Source organism: Arthrobacter sp. Z4-13, from assembly GCF_054792705.1.
In genome coordinates this window covers 379,045-398,711 of sequence record NZ_CP096459.1, presented here as the reverse complement: position 1 = coordinate 398,711, position 19,667 = coordinate 379,045, and the positions used below count along the sequence as shown (strand labels likewise).

The 19,667-nt window shown below is 66.4% G+C and carries 16 protein-coding genes and 3 tRNA genes; 8 read left to right on the top strand and 11 right to left on the bottom strand.

Annotated elements, in window-relative coordinates; all coding sequences use genetic code 11:
- Positions 1-330 precede the first annotated feature (330 nt).
- The 3 genes from M1E07_RS03725 to M1E07_RS03715 all read right to left on the bottom strand — a co-directional run bounded on the left by M1E07_RS03725 (position 331) and on the right by M1E07_RS03715 (position 691).
- Positions 331-406, bottom strand: a tRNA-Phe gene (locus M1E07_RS03725).
- Positions 407-454: 48 nt separating this feature from the next.
- A tRNA-Asp gene (locus M1E07_RS03720) sits at positions 455-528 on the bottom strand.
- Between the two features lie 90 nt (positions 529-618).
- Positions 619-691, bottom strand: a tRNA-Glu gene (locus tag M1E07_RS03715).
- Positions 692-855: 164 nt separating this feature from the next.
- On the opposite strand from M1E07_RS03715, the gene M1E07_RS03710 reads away from it, so the two are divergent.
- Positions 856-1,899 (top strand): PHP domain-containing protein, encoded by a 1,044-nt coding sequence (locus M1E07_RS03710; protein ID WP_461188946.1) that lies wholly within the window; start codon positions 856-858, stop codon positions 1,897-1,899.
- 2 nt (positions 1,900-1,901) lie between these two features.
- On the opposite strand, the gene M1E07_RS03705 is transcribed toward M1E07_RS03710, so the two are convergent.
- Entirely contained in the window at positions 1,902-2,585 is a 684-nt protein-coding gene (locus tag M1E07_RS03705) for a DsbA family protein (RefSeq protein WP_461188945.1), read from the bottom strand.
- Positions 2,586-2,709: 124 nt separating this feature from the next.
- Between M1E07_RS03705 and M1E07_RS03700 the strand changes: the two genes are divergently transcribed.
- From M1E07_RS03700 to M1E07_RS03685, 4 genes are all read left to right on the top strand, one after another.
- The gene (locus M1E07_RS03700; protein ID WP_461188944.1) at positions 2,710-3,690 is read left to right on the top strand and encodes a DMT family transporter; all 981 of its coding nucleotides are present in this window, start codon (positions 2,710-2,712) and stop codon (positions 3,688-3,690) included.
- A gap of 9 nt (positions 3,691-3,699) precedes the next feature.
- Positions 3,700-4,146, top strand: coding sequence for a metallopeptidase family protein (locus tag M1E07_RS03695; RefSeq protein ID WP_461188943.1), 447 nt, complete (start codon positions 3,700-3,702; stop codon positions 4,144-4,146).
- Between the two features lie 10 nt (positions 4,147-4,156).
- Positions 4,157-5,077, top strand: coding sequence for a cation diffusion facilitator family transporter (locus M1E07_RS03690; RefSeq protein WP_461188942.1), 921 nt, complete (start codon positions 4,157-4,159; stop codon positions 5,075-5,077).
- Between the two features lie 208 nt (positions 5,078-5,285).
- Positions 5,286-6,800 (top strand): C40 family peptidase, encoded by a 1,515-nt coding sequence (locus M1E07_RS03685; RefSeq protein WP_461188941.1) that lies wholly within the window; start codon positions 5,286-5,288, stop codon positions 6,798-6,800.
- 23 nt (positions 6,801-6,823) lie between these two features.
- Here M1E07_RS03685 and M1E07_RS03680 read toward each other — a convergent pair whose 3' ends face one another.
- From M1E07_RS03680 to M1E07_RS03660, 5 genes are all read right to left on the bottom strand, one after another.
- The gene (locus M1E07_RS03680) at positions 6,824-7,621 is read right to left on the bottom strand and encodes an ABC transporter permease (RefSeq protein ID WP_461190481.1); all 798 of its coding nucleotides are present in this window, start codon (positions 7,619-7,621) and stop codon (positions 6,824-6,826) included.
- Between the two features lie 73 nt (positions 7,622-7,694).
- Positions 7,695-8,792 (bottom strand): ABC transporter ATP-binding protein, encoded by a 1,098-nt coding sequence (locus M1E07_RS03675; protein WP_461188940.1) that lies wholly within the window; start codon positions 8,790-8,792, stop codon positions 7,695-7,697.
- Positions 8,789-10,003 carry a hypothetical protein gene (locus tag M1E07_RS03670; RefSeq protein ID WP_461190480.1) on the bottom strand — a complete coding sequence of 405 codons (1,215 nt, stop codon included), beginning with the start codon at positions 10,001-10,003 and terminating at the stop codon, positions 8,789-8,791. The genes M1E07_RS03675 and M1E07_RS03670 overlap by 4 nt, the downstream gene beginning before the upstream one ends.
- A gap of 100 nt (positions 10,004-10,103) precedes the next feature.
- Complete coding sequence (locus tag M1E07_RS03665; RefSeq protein ID WP_461188939.1) at positions 10,104-12,881, bottom strand: PEP/pyruvate-binding domain-containing protein; 2,778 nt, start codon at positions 12,879-12,881, stop codon at positions 10,104-10,106.
- Between the two features lie 27 nt (positions 12,882-12,908).
- The gene (locus M1E07_RS03660) at positions 12,909-13,946 is read right to left on the bottom strand and encodes a universal stress protein (RefSeq protein ID WP_461188938.1); all 1,038 of its coding nucleotides are present in this window, start codon (positions 13,944-13,946) and stop codon (positions 12,909-12,911) included.
- Positions 13,947-14,372: 426 nt separating this feature from the next.
- On the opposite strand from M1E07_RS03660, the gene M1E07_RS03655 reads away from it, so the two are divergent.
- Positions 14,373-14,999, top strand: coding sequence for an NAD(P)-binding protein (locus M1E07_RS03655; RefSeq protein ID WP_461190479.1), 627 nt, complete (start codon positions 14,373-14,375; stop codon positions 14,997-14,999).
- Between the two features lie 5 nt (positions 15,000-15,004).
- Here the strand turns inward: M1E07_RS03655 and M1E07_RS03650 are convergent, their stop codons facing one another.
- Complete coding sequence (locus M1E07_RS03650) at positions 15,005-15,610, bottom strand: copper resistance CopC family protein (RefSeq protein WP_461188937.1); 606 nt, start codon at positions 15,608-15,610, stop codon at positions 15,005-15,007.
- Between the two features lie 111 nt (positions 15,611-15,721).
- Here M1E07_RS03650 and M1E07_RS03645 point away from each other — a divergent pair, with 111 nt between their 5' ends.
- The gene (locus M1E07_RS03645; protein WP_461188936.1) at positions 15,722-17,164 is read left to right on the top strand and encodes an NCS2 family permease; all 1,443 of its coding nucleotides are present in this window, start codon (positions 15,722-15,724) and stop codon (positions 17,162-17,164) included.
- Positions 17,165-17,177: 13 nt separating this feature from the next.
- Here M1E07_RS03645 and M1E07_RS03640 read toward each other — a convergent pair whose 3' ends face one another.
- Positions 17,178-18,482, bottom strand: coding sequence for a cation:proton antiporter (locus M1E07_RS03640; RefSeq protein WP_461188935.1), 1,305 nt, complete (start codon positions 18,480-18,482; stop codon positions 17,178-17,180).
- Between the two features lie 180 nt (positions 18,483-18,662).
- Between M1E07_RS03640 and hutG the strand changes: the two genes are divergently transcribed.
- A complete protein-coding gene (gene hutG, locus M1E07_RS03635; RefSeq protein ID WP_461188934.1) occupies positions 18,663-19,616 on the top strand; it encodes a formimidoylglutamase in 954 nt (317 codons plus the stop codon).
- Positions 19,617-19,667: the final 51 nt, after the last annotated feature.

Sequence of the window (19,667 nt, the reverse complement as noted above, 5' to 3'; positions counted from 1 at the left end):
GGGCGTTGGTACAGGCGGAACGTCTCTGCCTGTACAGGAAGGCCGGTTCTGCTTGGAGTGGCCCTCGCAGTCACCGCGGGGCAATGGCCGGAAAGTATCCGAACAGGCCGAGGGGGATTATGGGCACATCATCCACATGCGTCCCGTTGTCATGACGCGGAGATTCCTGATCGACTCCCATGGCCGCCGGTGACACCGGCATATAGGCAGCGCAGGTGAACATGCGCGTCGAAGTTGACGTGGCGCGTCGAAGCCGAGCCAGAGGCCTGGCAGCGGAAGCCGCGTGTTAAAGAAGAAAAGCACCAGTTCCGAAGAACTGATGCTTCCCAGTGGTGGCTCCGACCGGCGTCGATCCGGTGACCTTTCGATTTTCAGTCGAACGCTCTACCAACTGAGCTACAGAGCCTAGGTGACTAGTCACCATGAGAGCCGGAATTTCTTCCAGCAATCAGAGCGACCCTGACGGGACTTGAACCCGCGACCTCCGCCGTGACAGGGCGGCGCGCTAACCAACTGCGCTACAGGGCCTTGCGTTTCTTGCTTCGCAGTATCTCTACCGCTTTTTTCAAGGCTTCCAGCCTACCAGACATTTTTTGTCTGTTTGACCAGTTCCTTGCGTACCCCCAACGGGATTCGAACCCGTGCCGCCGCCGTGAAAGGGCGGTGTCCTAGGCCGCTAGACGATGGGGGCCAGAACCCGTTCGGCACAAAATAAAAGGCGTAAAGCGATGCTTTCCGTCTTTGTTCTTTGCGTTTCTCCGAACTGGACTCTAAAACTATAGGGCCTACTGGGGAATAATCCAAAATCGGCCAAAACACCCGCCCGGAGCGGCAAGAACAGGTGAAGATGGACTGATGGATGCCGTTGCAGCACTCAACGAGATTGCCTTCTGGCTGGAGCGCGGACGCGCTGCCACCTTCAAGGTCCAGGCCTTCCGGAAAGCTGCCGGGGTGATCGCTCCGCTGCCGCCAGACGAAGTGGCAGCCCGGGTAAAAAACGGCCGGCTGAAATCCATGAAGGGCATCGGCGACCGGACTTACCAGGTCATTCGCGATGCCGTGGAGGGCCAGGTCCCGGACTACCTCGCCGACCTCCGGGAGAAGGGCGCCCAGCCCCTGGCTCTCGGCGGGACCGCCATCCGGGAGGCGCTGCGGGGAGACCTGCACAGCCACAGCGAATGGTCCGACGGCGGGTCCCCTATTGAGCTGATGGTGGCGGCTGCCGGGGTCCTCGGCAGGGATTACCTCGCGCTGACGGACCACTCCCCCAACCTCACCATCGCGAACGGGCTTTCACCGGAACGCCTCCTGCAGCAACTGGACGTCGTGTCAGCTATCAACGAGGGCACGCATCCCAGCTCCGACGGGCAGCAGGACAACAGGGTGCGGCTGCTGACCGGCATCGAAGTGGACATTCTGGAGTCCGGCGAGCTGGACCAGGATCCGGAACTGCTGGACCGCCTGGACATTGTGGTGGCCAGCGTCCACTCCAAGCTCCGCGCAGACCGCAACACCATGACGAGGCGCATGCTCAAGGGCATCGAGGATCCGCAGACCAACGTGCTGGGGCACTGCACGGGCCGTCTGGTGGAGGGATCACGGGGGACACGTCCGCCGTCGGAATTCGACGCCAAGGAGGTGTTCGCCGCCTGCGCGGAACACAACGTGGCGGTGGAGATCAATTCGCGGCCGGAGCGGCAGGACCCGCCGGATGCACTGATCCAGCTGGCCTTGGACGCCGGCTGCCTCTTCTCGATCGACAGCGATGCGCACGCACCAGGGCAGCTGGACTTCCTGCAGTACGGCGCCGAGCGCGCAGACCGGAACGGCGTTCCCGCCGACCGTATCGTCACCACGTGGCCCGTGGAGCGGCTGCTGGAGTGGTCCGGGGCGAACTAGCCTTACTTGACCGCGTCCAGGAGCTTCTGCCGGAAGTCCGCCTTGGTGGACAGTGTGAGTTTCTCCCCGTTAAGGAAGAAGGTGGGAGTGCCGGCCACACCCAAGGCATTCCCGTCCGCGATGTCAGCCAGGATGCGCTCCTGTGTTTTTGGATCGGCGACGACGGCATCAAAGCGGACAAGGTCCAGCCCCAGCTGCTGGGCGTAGGTCCGGAACAGCGGAGCCTGGGACTGCTGGTTTCCCGCCCACTGCGACTGCGTCTCGAACAGTTTGTTGGCCATTTGCTGGTACTGGCCCTGCTGTCCGGCCGCCTCGGCTGCCAGCGCTGCCTGCCCCGAGTTCGGGTGAGCTGACAGGGGGAAATGCCGGTGGACGAACGTGATCCTGTCTCCGAACTCGGCTTTGAACTCCTCGACGACGGGATGGATGGAGCCGCAGGACGGGCATTCGAAGTCGAGGAATTCCACCAGCTGCGCCTTTTCCACCGCTGGACTGGTCAAACGGTGACTTTCCGCCCGGACAAGCTGTTCAGCGCCCGGGGCCGGCGGCGCGGACTGCTGGGACTTACCGAGGGTCAGCACGGCATACCAGGCCGCGCCGGCCACCACTACGGCTGCAAGGACAATCCACATGATTGTCCGGACCCTGCGTGCGGTATTCGGGGGAGGCTCGAGCTTTGAGACCATAACCGCATCCTAGCCGCCAACTCGATATCATTCAGGGCACTTTGGCGAATCTTTGGCAGGAACTTGGCTAGACGTGGCCGATTTCCGCCAGCCTTGACCCCACGCCCCCGGCTAGATTGGCACCATGGCATCAAGCACCCCCGTCAGCACAACGGCGGCTTCCCCACCCGCCCCCGCGTCCCGGATCAAAACACTCGGCGTGGCCGCCATGGCAGTCACCGTAATCCTTTGGGCTTCGGCGTTTGTGGGCATCCGGGCAATCGGTCCCCACTTCTCCCCCGGCTCCCTGACGCTGGGCAGGCTGGCAATTGCCGCCGTCGTACTGGCCTTGCTGGTCCTTCCCCAACTGCTGAAGAGCAGGCTCCTTCCCCGGGGACGGGAGTGGTGGCCCATCCTTGCCTATGGGGTGATGTGGTTCGGCGGGTACAACGTGGCGTTGAACGCGGCGGAGCACGTGCTGGATGCAGGCACCAGCGCCCTGCTCATCAACGTCAATCCCATCCTCGTGGCCATCATGGCCGGCATCTTCCTCAAGGAGGGCTTCCCTCGCTGGCTGATCATCGGGAGCCTGGTTGCCTTCGCCGGGGTTGCGCTGATCGCCGTGGGTTCAGGCCAGCCATCCACGCCAGGGGAAAGCCCGACGGCGGATGTTGCGGGCGTGCTGCTGTGCCTCCTTGCCGCTGTGCTCGCCGCAGTCAGCGTCATCATCCAGAAGCCGGTGCTGCGCAAGTTTCCCGCCGCACAGGCCACCTGGTTCGGGATCCTGGTGGGGGCACTGTGCTGCCTGCCGTTTACCGGCCAACTGGTCGCCGAAGTTCAGTCAGCACCGCCTGAAGCAACGATGGGCCTGGTCTACCTTGGGATCTTTCCCACGGCCATTGCCTTCACCACCTGGGCTTACGCGCTCTCGCTGATCGAGGCGGGCAAGCTCGCAGCCACCACCTACCTGGTGCCCGGCACCACCATCCTGATCTCGTGGCTTCTGCTGGGCGAAATCCCCACCACACTGGGCCTGGTGGGCGGCCTGGTCTGCCTGGTGGGCGTCGGATTGACCCGGCGCCGGATACGGCCGGGACGAGGAGCCAAGCGAAAGGGTCTTCGCTAGAGTCGGGGTATGCCAGCCAGCCTGCCGCCAGGCCTGCCCATCGTTCCCGAGGGTCCCAGCGAGCCCGTTCGTTTCACCGGGCACCCCCACTTCACCATGCCGCCCGACGAATTCGAGGCCGCTGTCCAGGATGCCCTGGACAGCATCCCGGACAAGCTGGCCGGCGCAATGGATAACGTGGCGGTGTTCATCGAGGATGACTACATGCCACGGCTAGGCGAGGACCCGGACACGGTCCTGCTGGGGCTTTATGAGGGCGTGCCGCTCACTGAAAGAGACTCATGGTGGGACGCAGGTTCCCTGCCGGGCCGCATCACGATCTTCCGCCAACCCATCCTTGAAATCTGCTCCTCACGCGAGGACGTCATCCACGAAGTGGCCGTGACGGTAGTCCATGAGATCGCCCACCACTTCGGGATTGATGACGACCGGCTGCACGAGCTTGGCTGGGGCTAGCCTTGTAGGCATGGGACACGACCACAGCCATACGCACGGCATTACCGCGATGGGCCGCCACCGCAAGCGGCTTGTGGCCGTTCTCGTCATCACACTTGTTGTGGTCCTGGTGCAGGTGGCGGGTGCAGCCCTCTCGGGTTCCCTGTCGCTGCTTGCTGACGCCGGCCACATGCTTTCCGATGCTGCTGGGGTGACCATCGCGTTGCTGGCCGCCTGGATTGCGGGCCAACCCGCGAGCGACCAGCGGACCTATGGGTACCAGCGGGCCGAAGTCCTCGCGGCCCTTGCCAATGCTTTAATCCTGATCGTGATCTCCGTGGTCATTTTCAGCGAAGCGATCCGGCGGATTGGTTCCGCGCCTGAGGTACAGACGGACATCATGCTGTTTGCCGCCATCCTGGGTGCTGCGGCGAATCTGGCGTCGCTCCTGATTCTGCGCGGCGCGCACCAGGAAAGCCTCAACGTCCGCGGCGCCTACCTTGAGGTCCTGGGCGACCTGTTGGGCTCGTTCGCCGTTATAGCCGCCGCCGTGGTCATCATGGTTACCGGCTTTCACGCCGCCGACACCATCGCGTCGGTGGTGATTGCCCTGTTGATCCTGCCACGGGCATGGAGTCTCCTGCGCGACGTCGTTGATGTGCTGCTGGAGGCCAGCCCCAAGGGTGTGGAGGTGCAGATGATCCGCGAACACATCCTCTCTGTGGAGGGCGTTTCGGATGTGCACGACATCCACATCTGGACCATTACGTCCGGGGTGCCGGTCTTTTCAGCACACGTGGTGGTGGAGGACGGCGTGCTGACCGCCCGCGGAGCCGACCAACTGCTGGACAAGCTGGTGACCTGTCTCGGCTCGCACTTCGATACCGACCACTGCACGTTCCAGCTGGAACCGGCCACGCACTCCGAACACGAGGCGCGCCAGCACGCCTAGCCTGCCCGATTGCTCAGGAGGCGCCGTTTCTGCGGGGACACGCCCGCGCCTCCCCTATAAATGACGCTGTTGTGACTAATGTTATTGATGCGACTCCTGTTGCTAATGGGCAGAACCTGACGTAGCCTCGGGACTGCTGGGGAGCAATCCAGGGCGCCGCCCTGCCATTTCAGGACCTCCCAGCCTTATGGCTTCGAGGTTTCTGCAGATGGTGTTGATTCGATCCGGGTGTAAAGCGGCCGTGTTTGCCGCCGTCGTACTGCTGGCAACGCCGGCAATGCCGGCAGGAGCTGTGCCAACGCCGCTGGCGCCACACATTTCCGTACCTGCAGCTCCGGATGTGCCGTCCGCCGAGGACATCGCGGCAGCCAAGGCAAGCGAGGCCGCCACGGCGGAGCAGGTCTCCACCATCGAACGGATCCTCGAGGCCGCGGCAAGCTCACAGCAAGCCGCCTTTGCCGTAGCGATGCAGGCCAACAACTCCTACAGCGAGGCACTGGTGGAGCTGGAGCAGCGTTCATCAGCGGCGGCTGCCGCTTCGGTGAGGGCCACTGCAGCGCTGGAACAGCAGGACCGAGCCAAGAAGCAGGTCGGGCAACTCGCCGGAGACCTCTACCGCCACGGCGGGCTCAACCCCACCCTCGGTACCTTTGTCAGCGGCAGCGGGGAAACCCTCCAGCAGGCAGCCACGCTGCAGGCCCTGTCGGCCAGCCGCAGCCGGACGTTCGAAGCGGCGGATGCGGCAGCCCAGGCTTCCCGGTCGTTGACCACGGCGGCGGAGGATGCCACAAAAGCCGCCGATGACGCAGCAAGGACAGCGGAAGTCCGGAAGACCCAAGCGGAGGATGCCAACGCGGCCCAAGCCAAGGCTGTGGCGGACGCTAAGGCTCAGCGCACGGTCCTGGTAGACCAGCTGGCCCAGCTCCGTGACACCACCGTTGCCCTGGAATCGGCACGGGTGGATGCCCTGGACCGGCAACGCGAGGAGGCCCGGCTGGCGGCGGCGCTGGCAGCTGCGGAGCTGTCTGCCCAGGGGCAGCAGGCTGACCCGGGTAACCAGCCTGTCCAGGCAGCACCTGCAGCACCGGCTCCTGCGGCGGCCCCGGCTGCAGCTCCGGCACCCGCCCCCGCGCCCGTCCCGGCCCCTGCCCCTGCCCCTGCAGCACCGGCTCCTGCGGCGGCCCCAGCAGCTCCGGCACCCGCCCCCGGGCCCGTCCCGGCCCCGGCTCCCGCAGCTCCGGCACCCGCACCGGCACCAGCTCCGGCACCCGCCCCTGCTCCGGCACCCGCCCCTGCTCCGGCACCCGCACCTGCTCCTGCCCCGGCCCCTGCTGCACCCTCGGCTGGGAGCGGAACCTACGAGGCCGCCATCTCGGTGGCCCTCAGCAAGGTCGGTTCGCCCTACTACTACCAGTGGGGCGGCACGGGCCCTCGCGGTTTCGATTGCTCAGGCCTGGTGCAAACGGCGTTCGCAGCCGCAGGAAAGTACCTTCCCCGCACCGCAGCCCAGCAATACGCTGCTGCTTCCAACCACGTACCAATCTCGCAAGCACGGCGCGGCGACCTGCTGGTGTGGGGATCGCCGTCGAACTTCTACCATGTGGCCATCTACCTCGGTAACGGCCAAGTGGTGCACGCGCTGAATCCGCAGGAGGGCATTGGAGTCTCATCGCTCAGCGCGATGGCCGGCATGCAGCTTTACGGATACGCGGCGCGTTACTGACCCCCGCCTCCAGCCGGCCTGGGTCAGCTCAACACATCCTTGGTGACAAACCGCCCGTAGGCTAGCGTGCCGAATACCCCGATGTAGCCCGCCTGCAGCAAGGCGTTGCTGGCGAACGAGTCCCACAGCACCGGCTGGCGGAGCAGGTCGCCAAAGCCCAGCCAGTAATGGCTGAACAGCCATGGGTGCAGCCACTCGAGCTGGGGCAGCTGGTCAAGGACCTGGGACACCACTGACACCACCACCGTCGCGGCCATGGCACCCACGGGAACCACCGTGAGCGTGGACAGGAAGAGTCCTATCGCGGAGAGCCCGGCGAGGGAAACGGCCAAATAAGCAGCAATCAGGAGGAGGCGCAACCCGGCCTCCGGCGGCTCGATCACGTCTCCGGACAGCAACGTCACAGGACCCACGGGAAACAGTGCCGCCCCGATGGCAGCACCGGCCAGCGCAACCGTGATGGGCGCAGCAAGGCAGAACGCCAAGGCACCCGCGTACTTTACTAAGAGCAGCCGAACACGGCCTGTAGGAGCAACCAGCAGGTACCGCAGCGTACCCAGATTGGCCTCGCCGGCGATGGAGTCTCCTGCCACCACGCCCACCGTCAGCGGCAAAAACAGCGGAACAGACACCAGCATGGCCGTGAATGCAACGAACAGCCCGTTCTGTGTGATGCGGTCAAGGAAAGCAGGACCCCGGCCCGCCGGAACTGGGGACGAGATCCTCACAGCCACCGCGATCAGCACAGGAATTGCCGCCAGCGCCAGCAGCAATGCCCAGGTACGCCGCCGCCCGAACAGCACGCGAAGTTCGGACCGCAGGAGGGAAAGCCCGTATCCGCGCGGCGCCGCCGCAGGCTCTGCTTCTGCGGTTCCTTTGGTCTCCTGGCTCGCGCTACTGGGCAACGTCAAACCCCTCCCCCGTCAAGGCAACAAACCGGTCCTCGAGGCTTTCCCGTTCCACTGCGAACCCACGGACCCGGATGCCAGCGCGCACCAGGTGGGCCACGATAGCTTCAGGGGCAGCGGCACCAGGGCCGGGGTTTCCGGGGCCGGGGTTTCCAGGGCCGGGGTTTCCCGGGCCGTTCACCGGTGCGGGACCTCCTCCCCCGGTACCGTCGCTACCTTGCCCCACAAGCGCGCCGGGCCCGGTCAGCACCGCCGTCACCACCCCGCCGTCCGGCTGTGCAGGTCCAGGCTCCGGCGAAAGCCCCAGGCGCGCCAGGACCGACATCGCGGCCCCGGCGTCCGGCGTCACCAGGCGGATGCTGGCGCTTCCGGTCCGGCGCAGCCCGGAAAGCGGGCCCTGGGCCACGAGCCGGCCGGCGCTCATGATGGCTGCATGCGTGCAGATCTGTTCCACGTCGGCCAGTAGATGGCTGGAAACGAAAACGGTGGTGCCGTCGGCCGCGAGCGAGCGGACGAGGTTGCGCACTTCCCGTGTTCCCTGGGGGTCCAACCCGTTGGTGGGCTCATCCAGCACCAGCAGTTCGCGGGGAGACAGCAGCGCGTTGGCGATGCCCAGCCGTTGCTTCATACCCAGCGAATAGGCGTGCACCCTCTTGCCCGCGGCATGGCCGAGCCCCACCCGCTCCAGCGCCTGGTTCACGCGGGCTTTGCGGGTGGCGGGCGGGGCATGCCGGGTGGCGGCGTCGAGGCGGTGGAGGTTCGCGGTCCCGGAAAGAAAGGGATAGAAGGCCGGGCCCTCCACGAGCGCCCCCACCCGCGGGAGGACATCCTGGAATTTGCCCGGCATGTCCATCCCCAGCAGCCGAACGGACCCCGCGGAGGCGGCGGCGAGGCCAAGCAGCATCCGGATGGTGGTGGTCTTTCCTGAACCGTTGGGTCCCAGGAAACCAAAAACAGCGCCGGGAGGCACCGCCAGGTCGAGGCCATTCACGGCCACCTGCTGCCCAAACCGCTTGGTGAGCCCCTGCGTCTCGATGGTCAGTCCGTACGGCCGTGAGCCGGGCCCTCCTGCGGCCCCTGTCACGGAGCTGTGGATGCGGCTTGCAGCCTCTCCGGCGGGACCATGCCCGCGAAGATCCGGCCGTCGTCGGTGAGCAGGACGTTGAACAATGTGGTGGAGAGCAACCGCCCGCCGGGAACTGCGAGGGCAGCCTGGGACAGCAGCGGATTCCGGGACAGGAAGGTATCCATGGTTGCGGCGGCCCCTGCCTCCGCCGGGACTTCCACCACCGTCTCCCAGCCGGTGCCGGTCAGGTAGGGGCTGATTTTGTCCTTGATGTTCTTTGCCCGGTCTTCCGGGGTGACGTGCGGGCCAGGGTTGGCCGGGAAACCTGAACTGTGCGGCCAGCGTTCGGGATGGCGGAACTGCAGCTCCTCCACCGTGCTGCCCGGCGGCGGGACGAAGTTGAACAGCGCCCCGTCAGGAGCCTCGAGGGACAGGCTGGTGAATCCGGTCCTGAAGGCAGGCTGGGCTGCGCCGCGGGCTGTCACTTCCACGGAGAGCGGCATGCCACTGGCTGCGTCGACGGCGATAGCCACCTTGCCCACCAGTGTGCCCCCGGCGCGTGGCTCAAGCAGGAGGTTGTAGGCAGGGCGCCCGGCAGATTCCACGTCCGGCCCCACTGACACCGCAGTTGACCTGTCAGCCGCGGCCAGGAACTTCTCTGCGAGGTCCTGCGGCGTGGGCGGTACCGCCACGTCCGCCTGCGGCTGGTCAAGGGGCGGCTCTGTGTTCCCCGGGCCGGGGGGCGGCGGCTGGGCGAGCGGCAGGTCGGTGGCGTAGGCGGGCAGGGTCAGGTGGGCGGCAGAGTTGTCCTTCGACGAGTAGAACCAGACGTCGTTGTCGCGGCGGATGATGTCCCGCTCGGCGAGCCGGTCCACCACCTGGATGCGTGTCTTGGTCTTTCCGTCCATAAATACGCGCGCCGTATGCTCACCGGTGAGGAACTCCATGACTGAGGCTGCGCCGCCGGCAGATGCCGGGCCGGAGGTGGGACCCGTTGCCGGCAGTTCCGGCAGCCCCAGCTCTGAAGACTGTTCGATAGTCCCCGAAAACGTATGCGTCCTGGAACCGGCGAGTAAAGCGATCACTTCGGCGGGGGTCTTGTCAGGCAACGGATCGCCGGCCCGTGCCGGAATGGATCCTGCCAACACTCCTGCAGCGATCACTGCAGGTGCCGCCACTGCGGGCACCCACCGCACCCAGGCGCGGTTAATGCTGCGCCGTCTGTTCATACCCCGGCGGTTCGTAGTCCGGCCGTCTCCGTCACTGGAGCCCATAGTCCAAGGGTACGCCTCGGGACCGCTTTACACCTGCCCCTCGGCCCACCGGGGCCTATGCGGGCACTACGGTTCCGGCGCCGCCGTCGACCGTTATTTTTTGTCCGGTGGCCAGCCGGGCGGTGGCCTCCGGCACCCCAACCACGGCCGGAATGCCGTACTCCCGCGCCACCACGGCACCGTGCGAGTTGGGCCCGCCCATCTCCATCACCAGGCCGCCGGCTGTGAGAAATAAGGGAGTCCAGCCGGGATCGGTGGACGGAGCCACCAGGATCTCCCCTGGTTCAAGGCGGGCACCCACGGGGTCGAGTATTACCCGGGCAGGAGCCGTGGCCGTCCCCGCCGACGCCGGGCTGCCGGACAGCGCACCGTCGGCCACGCCGGCACTCGCGGCGTACGTCACCTCGGGCTCGGAGCCGTCCGAGAGCAGGACCCTGGGGATGTGGCGCCTGCCAAGTTCGCTGGCGTAAGCGGCGCGCCGTTCAAGGACGAGTTCGCGCAGCTTCCCCGGCTGGGGGGCTCCGTTGGCGCCGCCCCGGCCGGCCAGTGCACGCCTGGCCTCCTCGAAGTCGAGGAAGAAGATGTCGTCCGGGCTCTCCAGCTGCCCTTCCGCTGCCAGCGCCGCTCCTACCTGGACCAGCTGCGTCCGCACCTCGGCCAGGCCCAGGACCACCTGGTACTTGGGCAGCTCCCGCAAACCGGCGAACAGCCTGGTGCGGCGCAGGGCGACGCCCACCAGCAGAGCGCGCACCCTGCCGCGCAGGCGTGCTTCAGCTGTCAGCCGTTCCACCTCTGCCTCTGCCGCTGCACTTGCCCGGCCGAACTGCACGTCCGGCGCCATGGCGGGATCAGCGAGGCGCAGGTAATTGGCCAGGACACCCAGGATGTGCGTGGGGTCATCGGACCACCGGGGCATGCCCACATCGACTTCGGCCACCGCCCGGTGCCCGTAACGTTCGAGGAACCGCACCACGCCTGCGTGCAGGACAGGGGGCAGGCGCCCGGCGTCGAAGTCTGCTGCGAGCTCGGACGGCTGCCGGGCCTCCAGGACAGTGCGCGATTCGCGGTCATCCTTTAGTGCTGATGCCAGGCGCCACAGGTCGAGGTCCATCTCGGTGGTCACATTATGCGGCAGGCCCCGGAGCACTCTCTGCAGGTCCTGCGAGCGGCCTGGGCCTCCCAGCAGCTTTCCCGCCAGCCAAAGCATCGCGAATCCCAGCGCGGGCAGGGGCAAAATGGCCGGGACGACAGCAAAAAGCCGGCCTCCCAGGAGGCGCTCGGCGTGGTCAAGCCGCTCAATCGGCCCTGCCCCCGGCCCCAACTCCAGGTCGTCGGCCAACTGACGGGTGAAGCGGTCCAGGCGGCGCAGCGCCGCCTTGGGCCGGAACAGCCCCCGGAGTATCGACTCCGGCGCACGGGCCCGCACCGCTGCCGGCAGGACATGGCGTACCAGCCCGAGCGGCGTCCTGCGGGTTACTGAAAACCGGGGGTCGCTAAAAACCTGGCGCAGTACCATGGCGGACCTGGCTTCCATCACGTCAAAGACCCGTGGCAGAATCCGGCGGCCAACGCTGCTTCGAACCGGCGTGGTGAGGTCAAAGTAAATCCGCTGGCCGGCCTCGGCATACGGCGCAGGGCCGTGCCGGGGCTCGGGAACGGCGAAGCCGGCGGCCTTGGCTACAGAGGAGGCGATGAGCCGCAGTGACGCCAAACCCATGGGCGTGAGGGGGCGCGTAAGGCCCTGGGCCAGGCTGAAGCACAGGAAGACCCTGCTTCCCGTGCCTGGAGAACGGCTCTCCGGGATCGGGTACAGGGTGGTGATGGGCCGGGACTGGGTCAGCCAAAGGGCTCCTTCGGTGTCAATGGCCCATTCGGTGTCCTGCGGCGATCCGAAATGACGTTCGGCCTGCACGCCGAGGGCCGCAAGGTCGACGGCCTGTTCGTCGGTAATGCTGGCGGCCTCGGCCCTGTCGTGCAGGTCCTGCGTCTCGGTCCCACCGCCCGGAAGCGGCCGCACCATGACGTGCTTGTCGCCCAGCTTCCGCTCAAGGACCCGGGCTGTTTCTGCGTCCACCACAAAGTGGTCCGGATTGACGGCTCCGGAAACCACCGCTTCGCCGAGTCCCGGCGAGGCATCGATGACAGCTTCCCGGCGCCTGCCGGTGAGCGGGTTGGCCGTGAACATGACCCCGGCCGATGCCGCATCAACCATCCGCTGAATGACGACGGCGAGGGCTACTTCGTGCGGCGCAATCCCCAGTGCTGCGCGGTAAGCCACTGCCCGGTCCGTCCAGAGGGAGGCCCAACAATCACGCACGGCTTCGAGGACGGCGTCGACGCCTATGACGTTCAGGTACGTGTCCTGCTGGCCCGCGAAGCTCGCAAATGGGAGGTCCTCTGCCGTGGCGGAGGACCTTACCGCCACCGGAGTGGCCGTCCCCAGAGCTGCGTAGGCCTGCTCCACGGCGGCAACAATACGCGGCGGAACCGGGAGGGCGCGAATGGCCCCGCGTGCCCTGCCCGCCGCCCGGGCCAGTTCATCAACTTGGCCGGGGGTCCCCGGCGGCAGTGCGGCCTGGAGGCTTCCGAGCTCTGCAAGTACCCCGTCCTGGACCGTCCTGACTGCCTCCTTGTAGGCCTCGGTGGTCAGGCAAAACCCGTCCGGCACAGGCAGTCCAGCCGCTATCAGCTCACCAAGGTTCGAGGCCTTGCCTCCCACCAGCGGAAGCATGCTGCCGTCGACATGGCTGAGCCGAAGGATCAAAGCAGCGGCGGTGTTCCCGTCCGGTTGGCGGGAAACCTGCCCGGCCTTTCCTGGTGGGTCGGCGGCCATCGTGACGCTCCCTCCGGCAGGATCTGGTCAGGCTGCGCCGAGGATCGGCCCAAAGCGGGCCCGGTCGGCCAGTCGCCGATCCTCACGGTCCGGCACCACCATCACCGGGCCCTTGGCGTGATGAAGGACGCCGTCCGACGTGGATCCCAGGAGCATGCCGGCGAAACCACCGCGGCCGCGGGTTCCCACTACCACCAGCTCCACGTGCCGGCTGGCTTCCACCAGCACGTCCACCGGCGAGCCGTCCAGCAGTTCGGATTCTGCGGACAGGTTGGGGTAGTGGCTCCGCAGCCAGGCCATTCCTGCATCAAGGGTCACCTGGATGTCCGCGAACAGCGCCTTACGGTCCATCGGGGCAGGAACCCAGGCCAGCGAGCCGCTGTACTGCGGAACCGAGCAGACCACCCGGAGCAATGCACCCAGCCGTACAGCCTGGTCCGCGGCCTCGAGCACGGCAACCCGCGCCTGCTCCGAGCCGTCCACGCCCACCACCACCACGTTCTCCACGCGCTGGTGCCCGGCCTTGGCCTGTTCGGCCCTGACACGCCGGTCCTCGGTGGTTTCGCCTAACCGGTCCGAGCAGACCAGAGGCACTGTGACTGTAGGGCACTTCGCATGCGCCGGCAGTGCGCTGCTCACGGAACCGAGGAGCCTTCCGACGAAGCCACCCCGGCCGCGGGTGCCGAAGACCAGGAGCTCTGCTGTCCGGGACATGTCCAGCAGCACACCGGACGCGTCCCCGTTCTCCACGGAAGCGCTTACGTCAATGTCATAGGCGGACACCTTGTCCAGGGCCTGCTTGACTACAGCCTCGGCGCCTTCGCGGATAACTGAATCATCTACCGTGGCGTATCCGCCGTCGAGGCCGGAAGCAGCGAAGATCGGCACCGAGTAAGCGGTGACGATATGCAATGGACGACGGCGGCGCCGGGCCTCCCTGGCCGCCCACACCAAGGCGCACTGGCCGTGGTCGGAGCCGTCAACGCCAACAACGATCCCGTCGGGAGCGGCGGAAGAGCCACCGTTGTCCCGCGCCGGGTCCGGATGCAACTCCTGTGCGCCCATTGGGCCGCCTCCTCGCGATACTGCCTGATGTTGCGGCTATTCTGCCAGAAAGCAGCCCGTTCCCCGCACACCCGTATCGCAGCCGCCGCCGCTCAGGAAGGCCCGCTTCCAGTTCTCACTATTCTCCGTCCGCCGTTGCTTAGCAAGCCTGTTCAGGGCAGGAAACGGAAGTTATCCACAGGCTCGGGGCGGCGCCTTGGAAAGCGTGTTCACCGGCAGGGGAATCTTTCGGGATTGGGCTATCCAGCGCCACAAATCTTCTGTAGTCTTCAGGACATTGTTGGTCCGGGACGCCTACTGCCTTTTCCTGTCAGAGCTGCCCGGCAACGCACGCACTGCGGCCGGACTTTGGGGGTAACGGGACGCGCGCGGGCGAGGACGCCCGCACCGCCGAAGCTTTCGAAGGAGGAAACTGTAGTGTCAAGCATGCCTGGGAATGCCGGGACCGAGCAGACCACCACTGTGATTATTGGCACCGGATTGTCCGGCCTGGCCGTGGCCGCCGAGCTGTGCCGCCGCGGGGTGGACTCGATAGTGGTAGACGGACTGGACATCCTGGGGGCCGCACAGCCGGCCAACACAGCCTCGCTGCAGCGCTGCGACGCTGCAGACTCAGCAACCCTCCGGGAACGGAACGAAATCCTTCGGCACCTGCGCAACTATGCAGCCAGCCACCATGTGGATGTCCGCAACACCACCCGGGCCGTTCAACTGACCATGGTGGACGGCACGTCCACTGGAACGGCAGCCCCGCGGTGGGAGGTTCAAACGCCAACCGGCGTCCTCGTGGCCGACCATATCGTACTGACACGGTGCGCCCACAGCCAGTTGCGCCGAATGATCAACGACTTCGGCATCTCAGTGGGCCGAAACCTCGTGGCCGCCATGCGGGCAATCGGCATCTACCTGGTGGGCGTGGGAGAGCTGATCACCCCGTCGCCCAAGGAGGTCCTCCGCCAGGCCAAAACGGTGGGCCAGGCGATCTCCGCAAAGGTCAACCCTGAGGCCGAGGCGCCCCCGTACACCAGAAGCCTGGCAATCATGCCCTGTTAGCGCCGTCAGCTCTCGTCGTCTCCGCCGGCTGCGAGCCGGCGGCGGGCAATGATGGCGAGGGCGGCAAGCAAACCCACCGCGGCGGCGGCGAAAATAACGATGCTCCATTGGAACGGCTCCCCGGAGCCGACGGTCTCCGGCGCCGCTGTCACACCAGGCTCAGCGGTTCCCATTCCGGGAACTGTAGCAGCCGCCGTCGGACCCGCTGCCGGAGCAGCCCCTTCTGCTGCTGACGAGGCCGTGAACGTGAAGGTCCCCTCGATGGGATGGGAGTCCGCGCTGACAACCCGCCAGGTAACGGTGTATTGCCCGGCCGGGCCGCCCGCCTTGAGTTTCTGGCTGGCCACGTTGTCCACAATGTCCACCGGCCCGTCCGCCCACTCCGCGCCCGAGGCATCCATGACCGAGAAGGACGAGCCGATGCCCAGCGGGTTGTTGTTGAAGGTCACCGATACCTGCTCCGGCGGCGCCGCTACCGAAGCGCCCTGGGCAGGGGTGCTGGATTCGGCTGCGTCATGCGCGGCGGCGGGCCCGGCCAGGCCGAGGACAGCGGCAGCAAAAACGAAGGATCCGAGCACAAAGCTCAGTAAGTGGCGGCGGATGGAACGCATGCTTGGACTGCTCCCTCTGTGTTGGCTTCCTAACAGACTAGGCGAAATTGTCGGTGACCCTGCCGGAGCCCCCATAGGATTCAGGTATCCCCAAAGACCCCCGGAGGACTAATGCTTAAGCAAGGCTCTGCCCTGGACCGGTACTTCATGATCACCGAGCGCGGTTCCAACCTTTCCCGCGAGGTCCGCGGCGGCTTCGCCACCTTCTTCGCCATGAGCTACATCGTGGTGCTGAATCCCCTGATTCTTTCCGTTCCCGACTCGAGCGGCAACACGTTGGGGTTCCCGGCTGTCGCCGCCGTCACGGCCTTTGTTGCCGGCATCCTCACCATCCTGATGGGTGCCTGGGCCAAGCATCCCTTCGCGCTGGCCACCGGACTTGGTGTCAACGCGTTTGTGGCCGTCACCGTCGCCACCAACCCGGGCCTCACCTGGCCGGACATGATGGGCCTGGTGGTCCTGTCCGGTGTCACGATGCTGATCCTGGTGCTCACGGGCTTCCGGACGGCCGTGTTCAAGGCCGTTCCCGAGGGGCTCAAAACGGCGATCGTGGTGGGCATCGGGTTGTTCATTGCCTTGATCGGCCTGGTCAACGCGGGCTTTGTCCGCCGCATCCCGGACGTGGCCGGCACCACTGTCCCGGTTGGACTCGGCTTTGAGGGCAAGCTCCTGGGCTGGCCAACCGCCGTGTTCGTTTTCGGCCTGATCCTGACCATCGCCCTTGTGGTGCGCAAGGTCAAGGGCGCCATCCTGATCGGCATCATCACGTCTACTGTCATTGCCGTGATCCTGGAAACGACGCTGCACATCGGCCCGAGCGTGCAGCCAGGCAAACCCTTCAACCCGCAGGGCTGGTCTCTGGTGGCTCCTGCGTTCTCCGAGTGGGCTGCCCCCGATCTGTCCCTGATCGGTAAAGCCAACCCGTTTGGCGCCTTCGAACACCTGGGCTTTGTGGCCGCTACGCTGCTCGCCTTCGTGATCCTGCTGAGCATCTTCTTCGACGCCATGGGCACGATGGTGGGCCTGGCGAACGAGGCCGGCACAGTGGATGAGCACGGCAACATTCCCGACGTCGACAGGGTCCTCCAGGTGGACGCGCTCGGCGCGATCGCGGGCGGCGGTGCATCCGTGTCCTCCAACCAGATCTACGTCGAGGCCGGCGCAGGCATCGGCGAAGGCGCCCGCACCGGCATCGCCTCGATCGTCACCGGCCTGCTGTTTTTGGTGGCCATGTTCTTCACCCCGCTGATCAACCTGGTTCCCTTTGAGGCTGTGGCCCCGGCGCTCGTGGTGGTGGGGTTCATGATGGTATCCCAGGTGGGCAAGATCGACTGGCAGGACTGGGGCATCGCGATTCCGGCCTTCCTGACCTTCACGCTGATGCCGTTCACCTACTCCATCGCCAATGGCCTGGGCGCCGGGTTCATCGCCTTCGTGCTGATCCGCACCGTCCAGGGCCGGATCAGGGAGATCCACCCGCTGATGTGGGCAGTGGCCGGCGCATTCCTGCTGTTCTTCGCGATTGGCCCGATCGAGGCCGCCATCGGCATGTAGTCCGGGCCAGCCGCTACACGGGAGTGTTGGGGGCCAATCCTTCATCACCGGACACCGCACGGGCCTTCTTCTCGCGGAGCTTGTCCAGCCGGTTCATCAGCGGCGAGGTGGTGGCGCCATGGATCACAATGGACAGCGCCACCACCAGGCCCACAAAGGCCCACAGCCACTCCGCCTGGTCCGCGAACTTGCCCTTGCCCAGCGCGTACGAGAGGTAGTACAGCGAGCCGATCCCGCGGATCCCGAAGAACGAGAGTGCGATCCGCTCCCGGGGCCCGGTTTTACCGCCCAGCAGCCCCAGCCACCCCGCCAGTGGCCGGACCACCAGCAGGAACGCCAGCGCCACCAGCACCTCCGTCCAGCCGATGCCCTCAAGCAGCCCGCGGGCAATGGCACCGCCCAGCAGGACCAGGATCACCACTGTCAGGAGCCGCTCCAACTGCTCCACATAGGAGTGCAGCACGCGGTGGTAGCCGTGCGTGCGTTCAGCCGCCCGGATGGTCACAGCGCAGACAAACACAGCGATGAACCCGTAGCCTTCGATCATTTCGGTGACGCCGTAGGCCAGGAACGTAGCCGCGAGCGCAACAAAGCCTTCAGAGTGGATGGAGAGCCGCAGGCTTTCGGCGCGGGCAGAGAAGAACAGCCTGGCCAGGACCTTGCCGGTGAGGAAACCCAGGAGGAGCCCGACGGCGAGCCGCCACAGCACGTCCACCCCGAACCACTCCGGGAACCACGCCGACGGGGATGACCCGGCGATGCTGATGGCGATGGCAAGGTAGACGAACGGGAAGGCAAGTCCGTCGTTGAGGCCGGCTTCGGAGGTGAGACCAAACCGCACCTCGTCCTCCTTGTTGGCGGCCTCGTCGTGGTCTGCCGGCTCGCCCACCTGCACTTCGGAAGCCAGGACGGGATCCGTGGGTGCGAGGCTGGAGGCCACCAGCAGGGCCGCGCCAAGGCCAAGGCCGAGGAACCACAGGCCCAGCAGGGTGAGGGCTATGATGCACAGCGGCATGGCGATCCCCAGCAGCCGCCACGTGGTGGACCACCGTTTGCGCCCCACGGGCCTGTCCAGGGCAAGCCCCGCGCCCATGAGGGAGATAATCACGCAGACTTCCGCGAGGTGCAGGACGAAGTCGCCGTGCGCTACCGGGTCCGGGTCCGGGAGGGTGGGAATCAGGGCGAACGCCCCCATTCCCGCCCCGAGGAAGACCATTGGCATGGAAAAGGGCATGTCGCGCAGCAGCTTGGGGAGCACCGCGGCGATAAACACCGCAAGGCCTGCGGCCGCAAACAGGATGTTGGGGGCTTCAAACACGTTGCTGTTCTCCGGCCTGGATCGTTGCGCCCTGCTGGCGCGGCAAGATGGCATTTCAGTCCCCGGAAGGGATTGCTCCACCATAGCCCCTTCAGTTTCCACGGGGTGGATTCTTGGATTCCAGACATCACGACGGCGGCGTTGCTGGTTTTCGCCGCGGGCATGCGGTGAGCTTGTTGCATGCCTGCCTACCTTCACGCCGTCGACGTCCCGCCGAAGCCCTGGACCGGCAGGTTTGATGGCGACGGCGCCGGGCACCGCCGCTGGTGGCAGGCGGTGACGCCCTATGAAGAAGGGGCTGCGACAGCAGCCGGAATGAAGACCGCGGTCCTGCTCGGCTTTTGCAGTGACGAGGGCGTGCGGCGGAACAAGGGCCGGACAGGAGCGTCCGCCGCTCCGGCGGCACTGCGCGCCGGCCTCGGGCCGCTGGCGTTCCATCTGGACCGCCCGGTTGCCGACGCCGGGGATATGGTGGTTTCCGGCACCGGTCTGGAGGCCGGCCAGGAGCGCACCGGCCAGGCAGTGACGGCAATGCTCGACGGCGGACACCTTCCCGTAGTGCTGGGCGGCGGCCACGAAACCGCCTATGCCAGCTACCTGGGCGTGGCCGGATGCGCTGCAGTCCAAGAGGGCCGGCGGCTGGGCGTACTGAACCTCGACGCCCACTTCGACCTCCGTGATGAGCCCGAACCAAGCTCCGGCACGCCATTCCTTCAGATGGCCCGGGCGGAAGCCGCCGCGGGCCGTGACTTCCGCTACGCCGTCGTCGGAATTTCTGAGCCCAACAACACACGCGCCCTCTTCGACACCGCGCAGGAATTGGGGGTCCAGTACCTGCTGGACGAGGACTGCGGCACGGAGCGTGTCCATGACTTCGTGGCTGGGTTCCTGGCCGACCTTGACGTCCTGTACCTGACGATCGACCTTGACGTGTTGCCGGCAGCGGTGGCCCCCGGCGTCAGCGCACCGGCAGCGTACGGCGTTCCGTTGGCAGTCATCAATGCGGTGTGCCGGCAGGTGGCCCAGTCCGGAAAGCTGCTGCACCTGGACATCTCAGAGCTGAACCCCGGGTTTGATATCGACGGCAGGACGGCGCGAGTCGCCGCACGCCTGATCGACACGCTGCTGCGCTGATCCCGCTGCCGCCGCCCGATGACGACTCCCGATGACGACTCCCGGCGGCAG

Excerpts from the sequence above, each read along its gene's own strand:
- M1E07_RS03665 (WP_461188939.1), bottom strand. The coding sequence starts at position 12,881 with ATGGCCGCCGACCCACCAGGAAAGGCCGGGCAGGTTTCCCGCCAACCG.
- M1E07_RS03645 (WP_461188936.1), top strand. The coding sequence starts at position 15,722 with ATGCTTAAGCAAGGCTCTGCCCTGGACCGGTACTTCATGATCACCGAG.
- M1E07_RS03695 (WP_461188943.1), top strand. The coding sequence starts at position 3,700 with ATGCCAGCCAGCCTGCCGCCAGGCCTGCCCATCGTTCCCGAGGGTCCC.
- M1E07_RS03685 (WP_461188941.1), top strand. The coding sequence starts at position 5,286 with ATGGTGTTGATTCGATCCGGGTGTAAAGCGGCCGTGTTTGCCGCCGTC.
- M1E07_RS03700 (WP_461188944.1), top strand. The coding sequence starts at position 2,710 with ATGGCATCAAGCACCCCCGTCAGCACAACGGCGGCTTCCCCACCCGCC.
- hutG (WP_461188934.1), top strand. The coding sequence starts at position 18,663 with ATGCCTGCCTACCTTCACGCCGTCGACGTCCCGCCGAAGCCCTGGACC.
- M1E07_RS03660 (WP_461188938.1), bottom strand. The coding sequence starts at position 13,946 with ATGGGCGCACAGGAGTTGCATCCGGACCCGGCGCGGGACAACGGTGGC.
- M1E07_RS03690 (WP_461188942.1), top strand. The coding sequence starts at position 4,157 with ATGGGACACGACCACAGCCATACGCACGGCATTACCGCGATGGGCCGC.
- M1E07_RS03710 (WP_461188946.1), top strand. The coding sequence starts at position 856 with ATGGATGCCGTTGCAGCACTCAACGAGATTGCCTTCTGGCTGGAGCGC.
- M1E07_RS03650 (WP_461188937.1), bottom strand. The coding sequence starts at position 15,610 with ATGCGTTCCATCCGCCGCCACTTACTGAGCTTTGTGCTCGGATCCTTC.
- M1E07_RS03705 (WP_461188945.1), bottom strand. The coding sequence starts at position 2,585 with ATGGTCTCAAAGCTCGAGCCTCCCCCGAATACCGCACGCAGGGTCCGG.
- M1E07_RS03655 (WP_461190479.1), top strand. The coding sequence starts at position 14,373 with ATGCCTGGGAATGCCGGGACCGAGCAGACCACCACTGTGATTATTGGC.
- M1E07_RS03670 (WP_461190480.1), bottom strand. The coding sequence starts at position 10,003 with ATGAACAGACGGCGCAGCATTAACCGCGCCTGGGTGCGGTGGGTGCCC.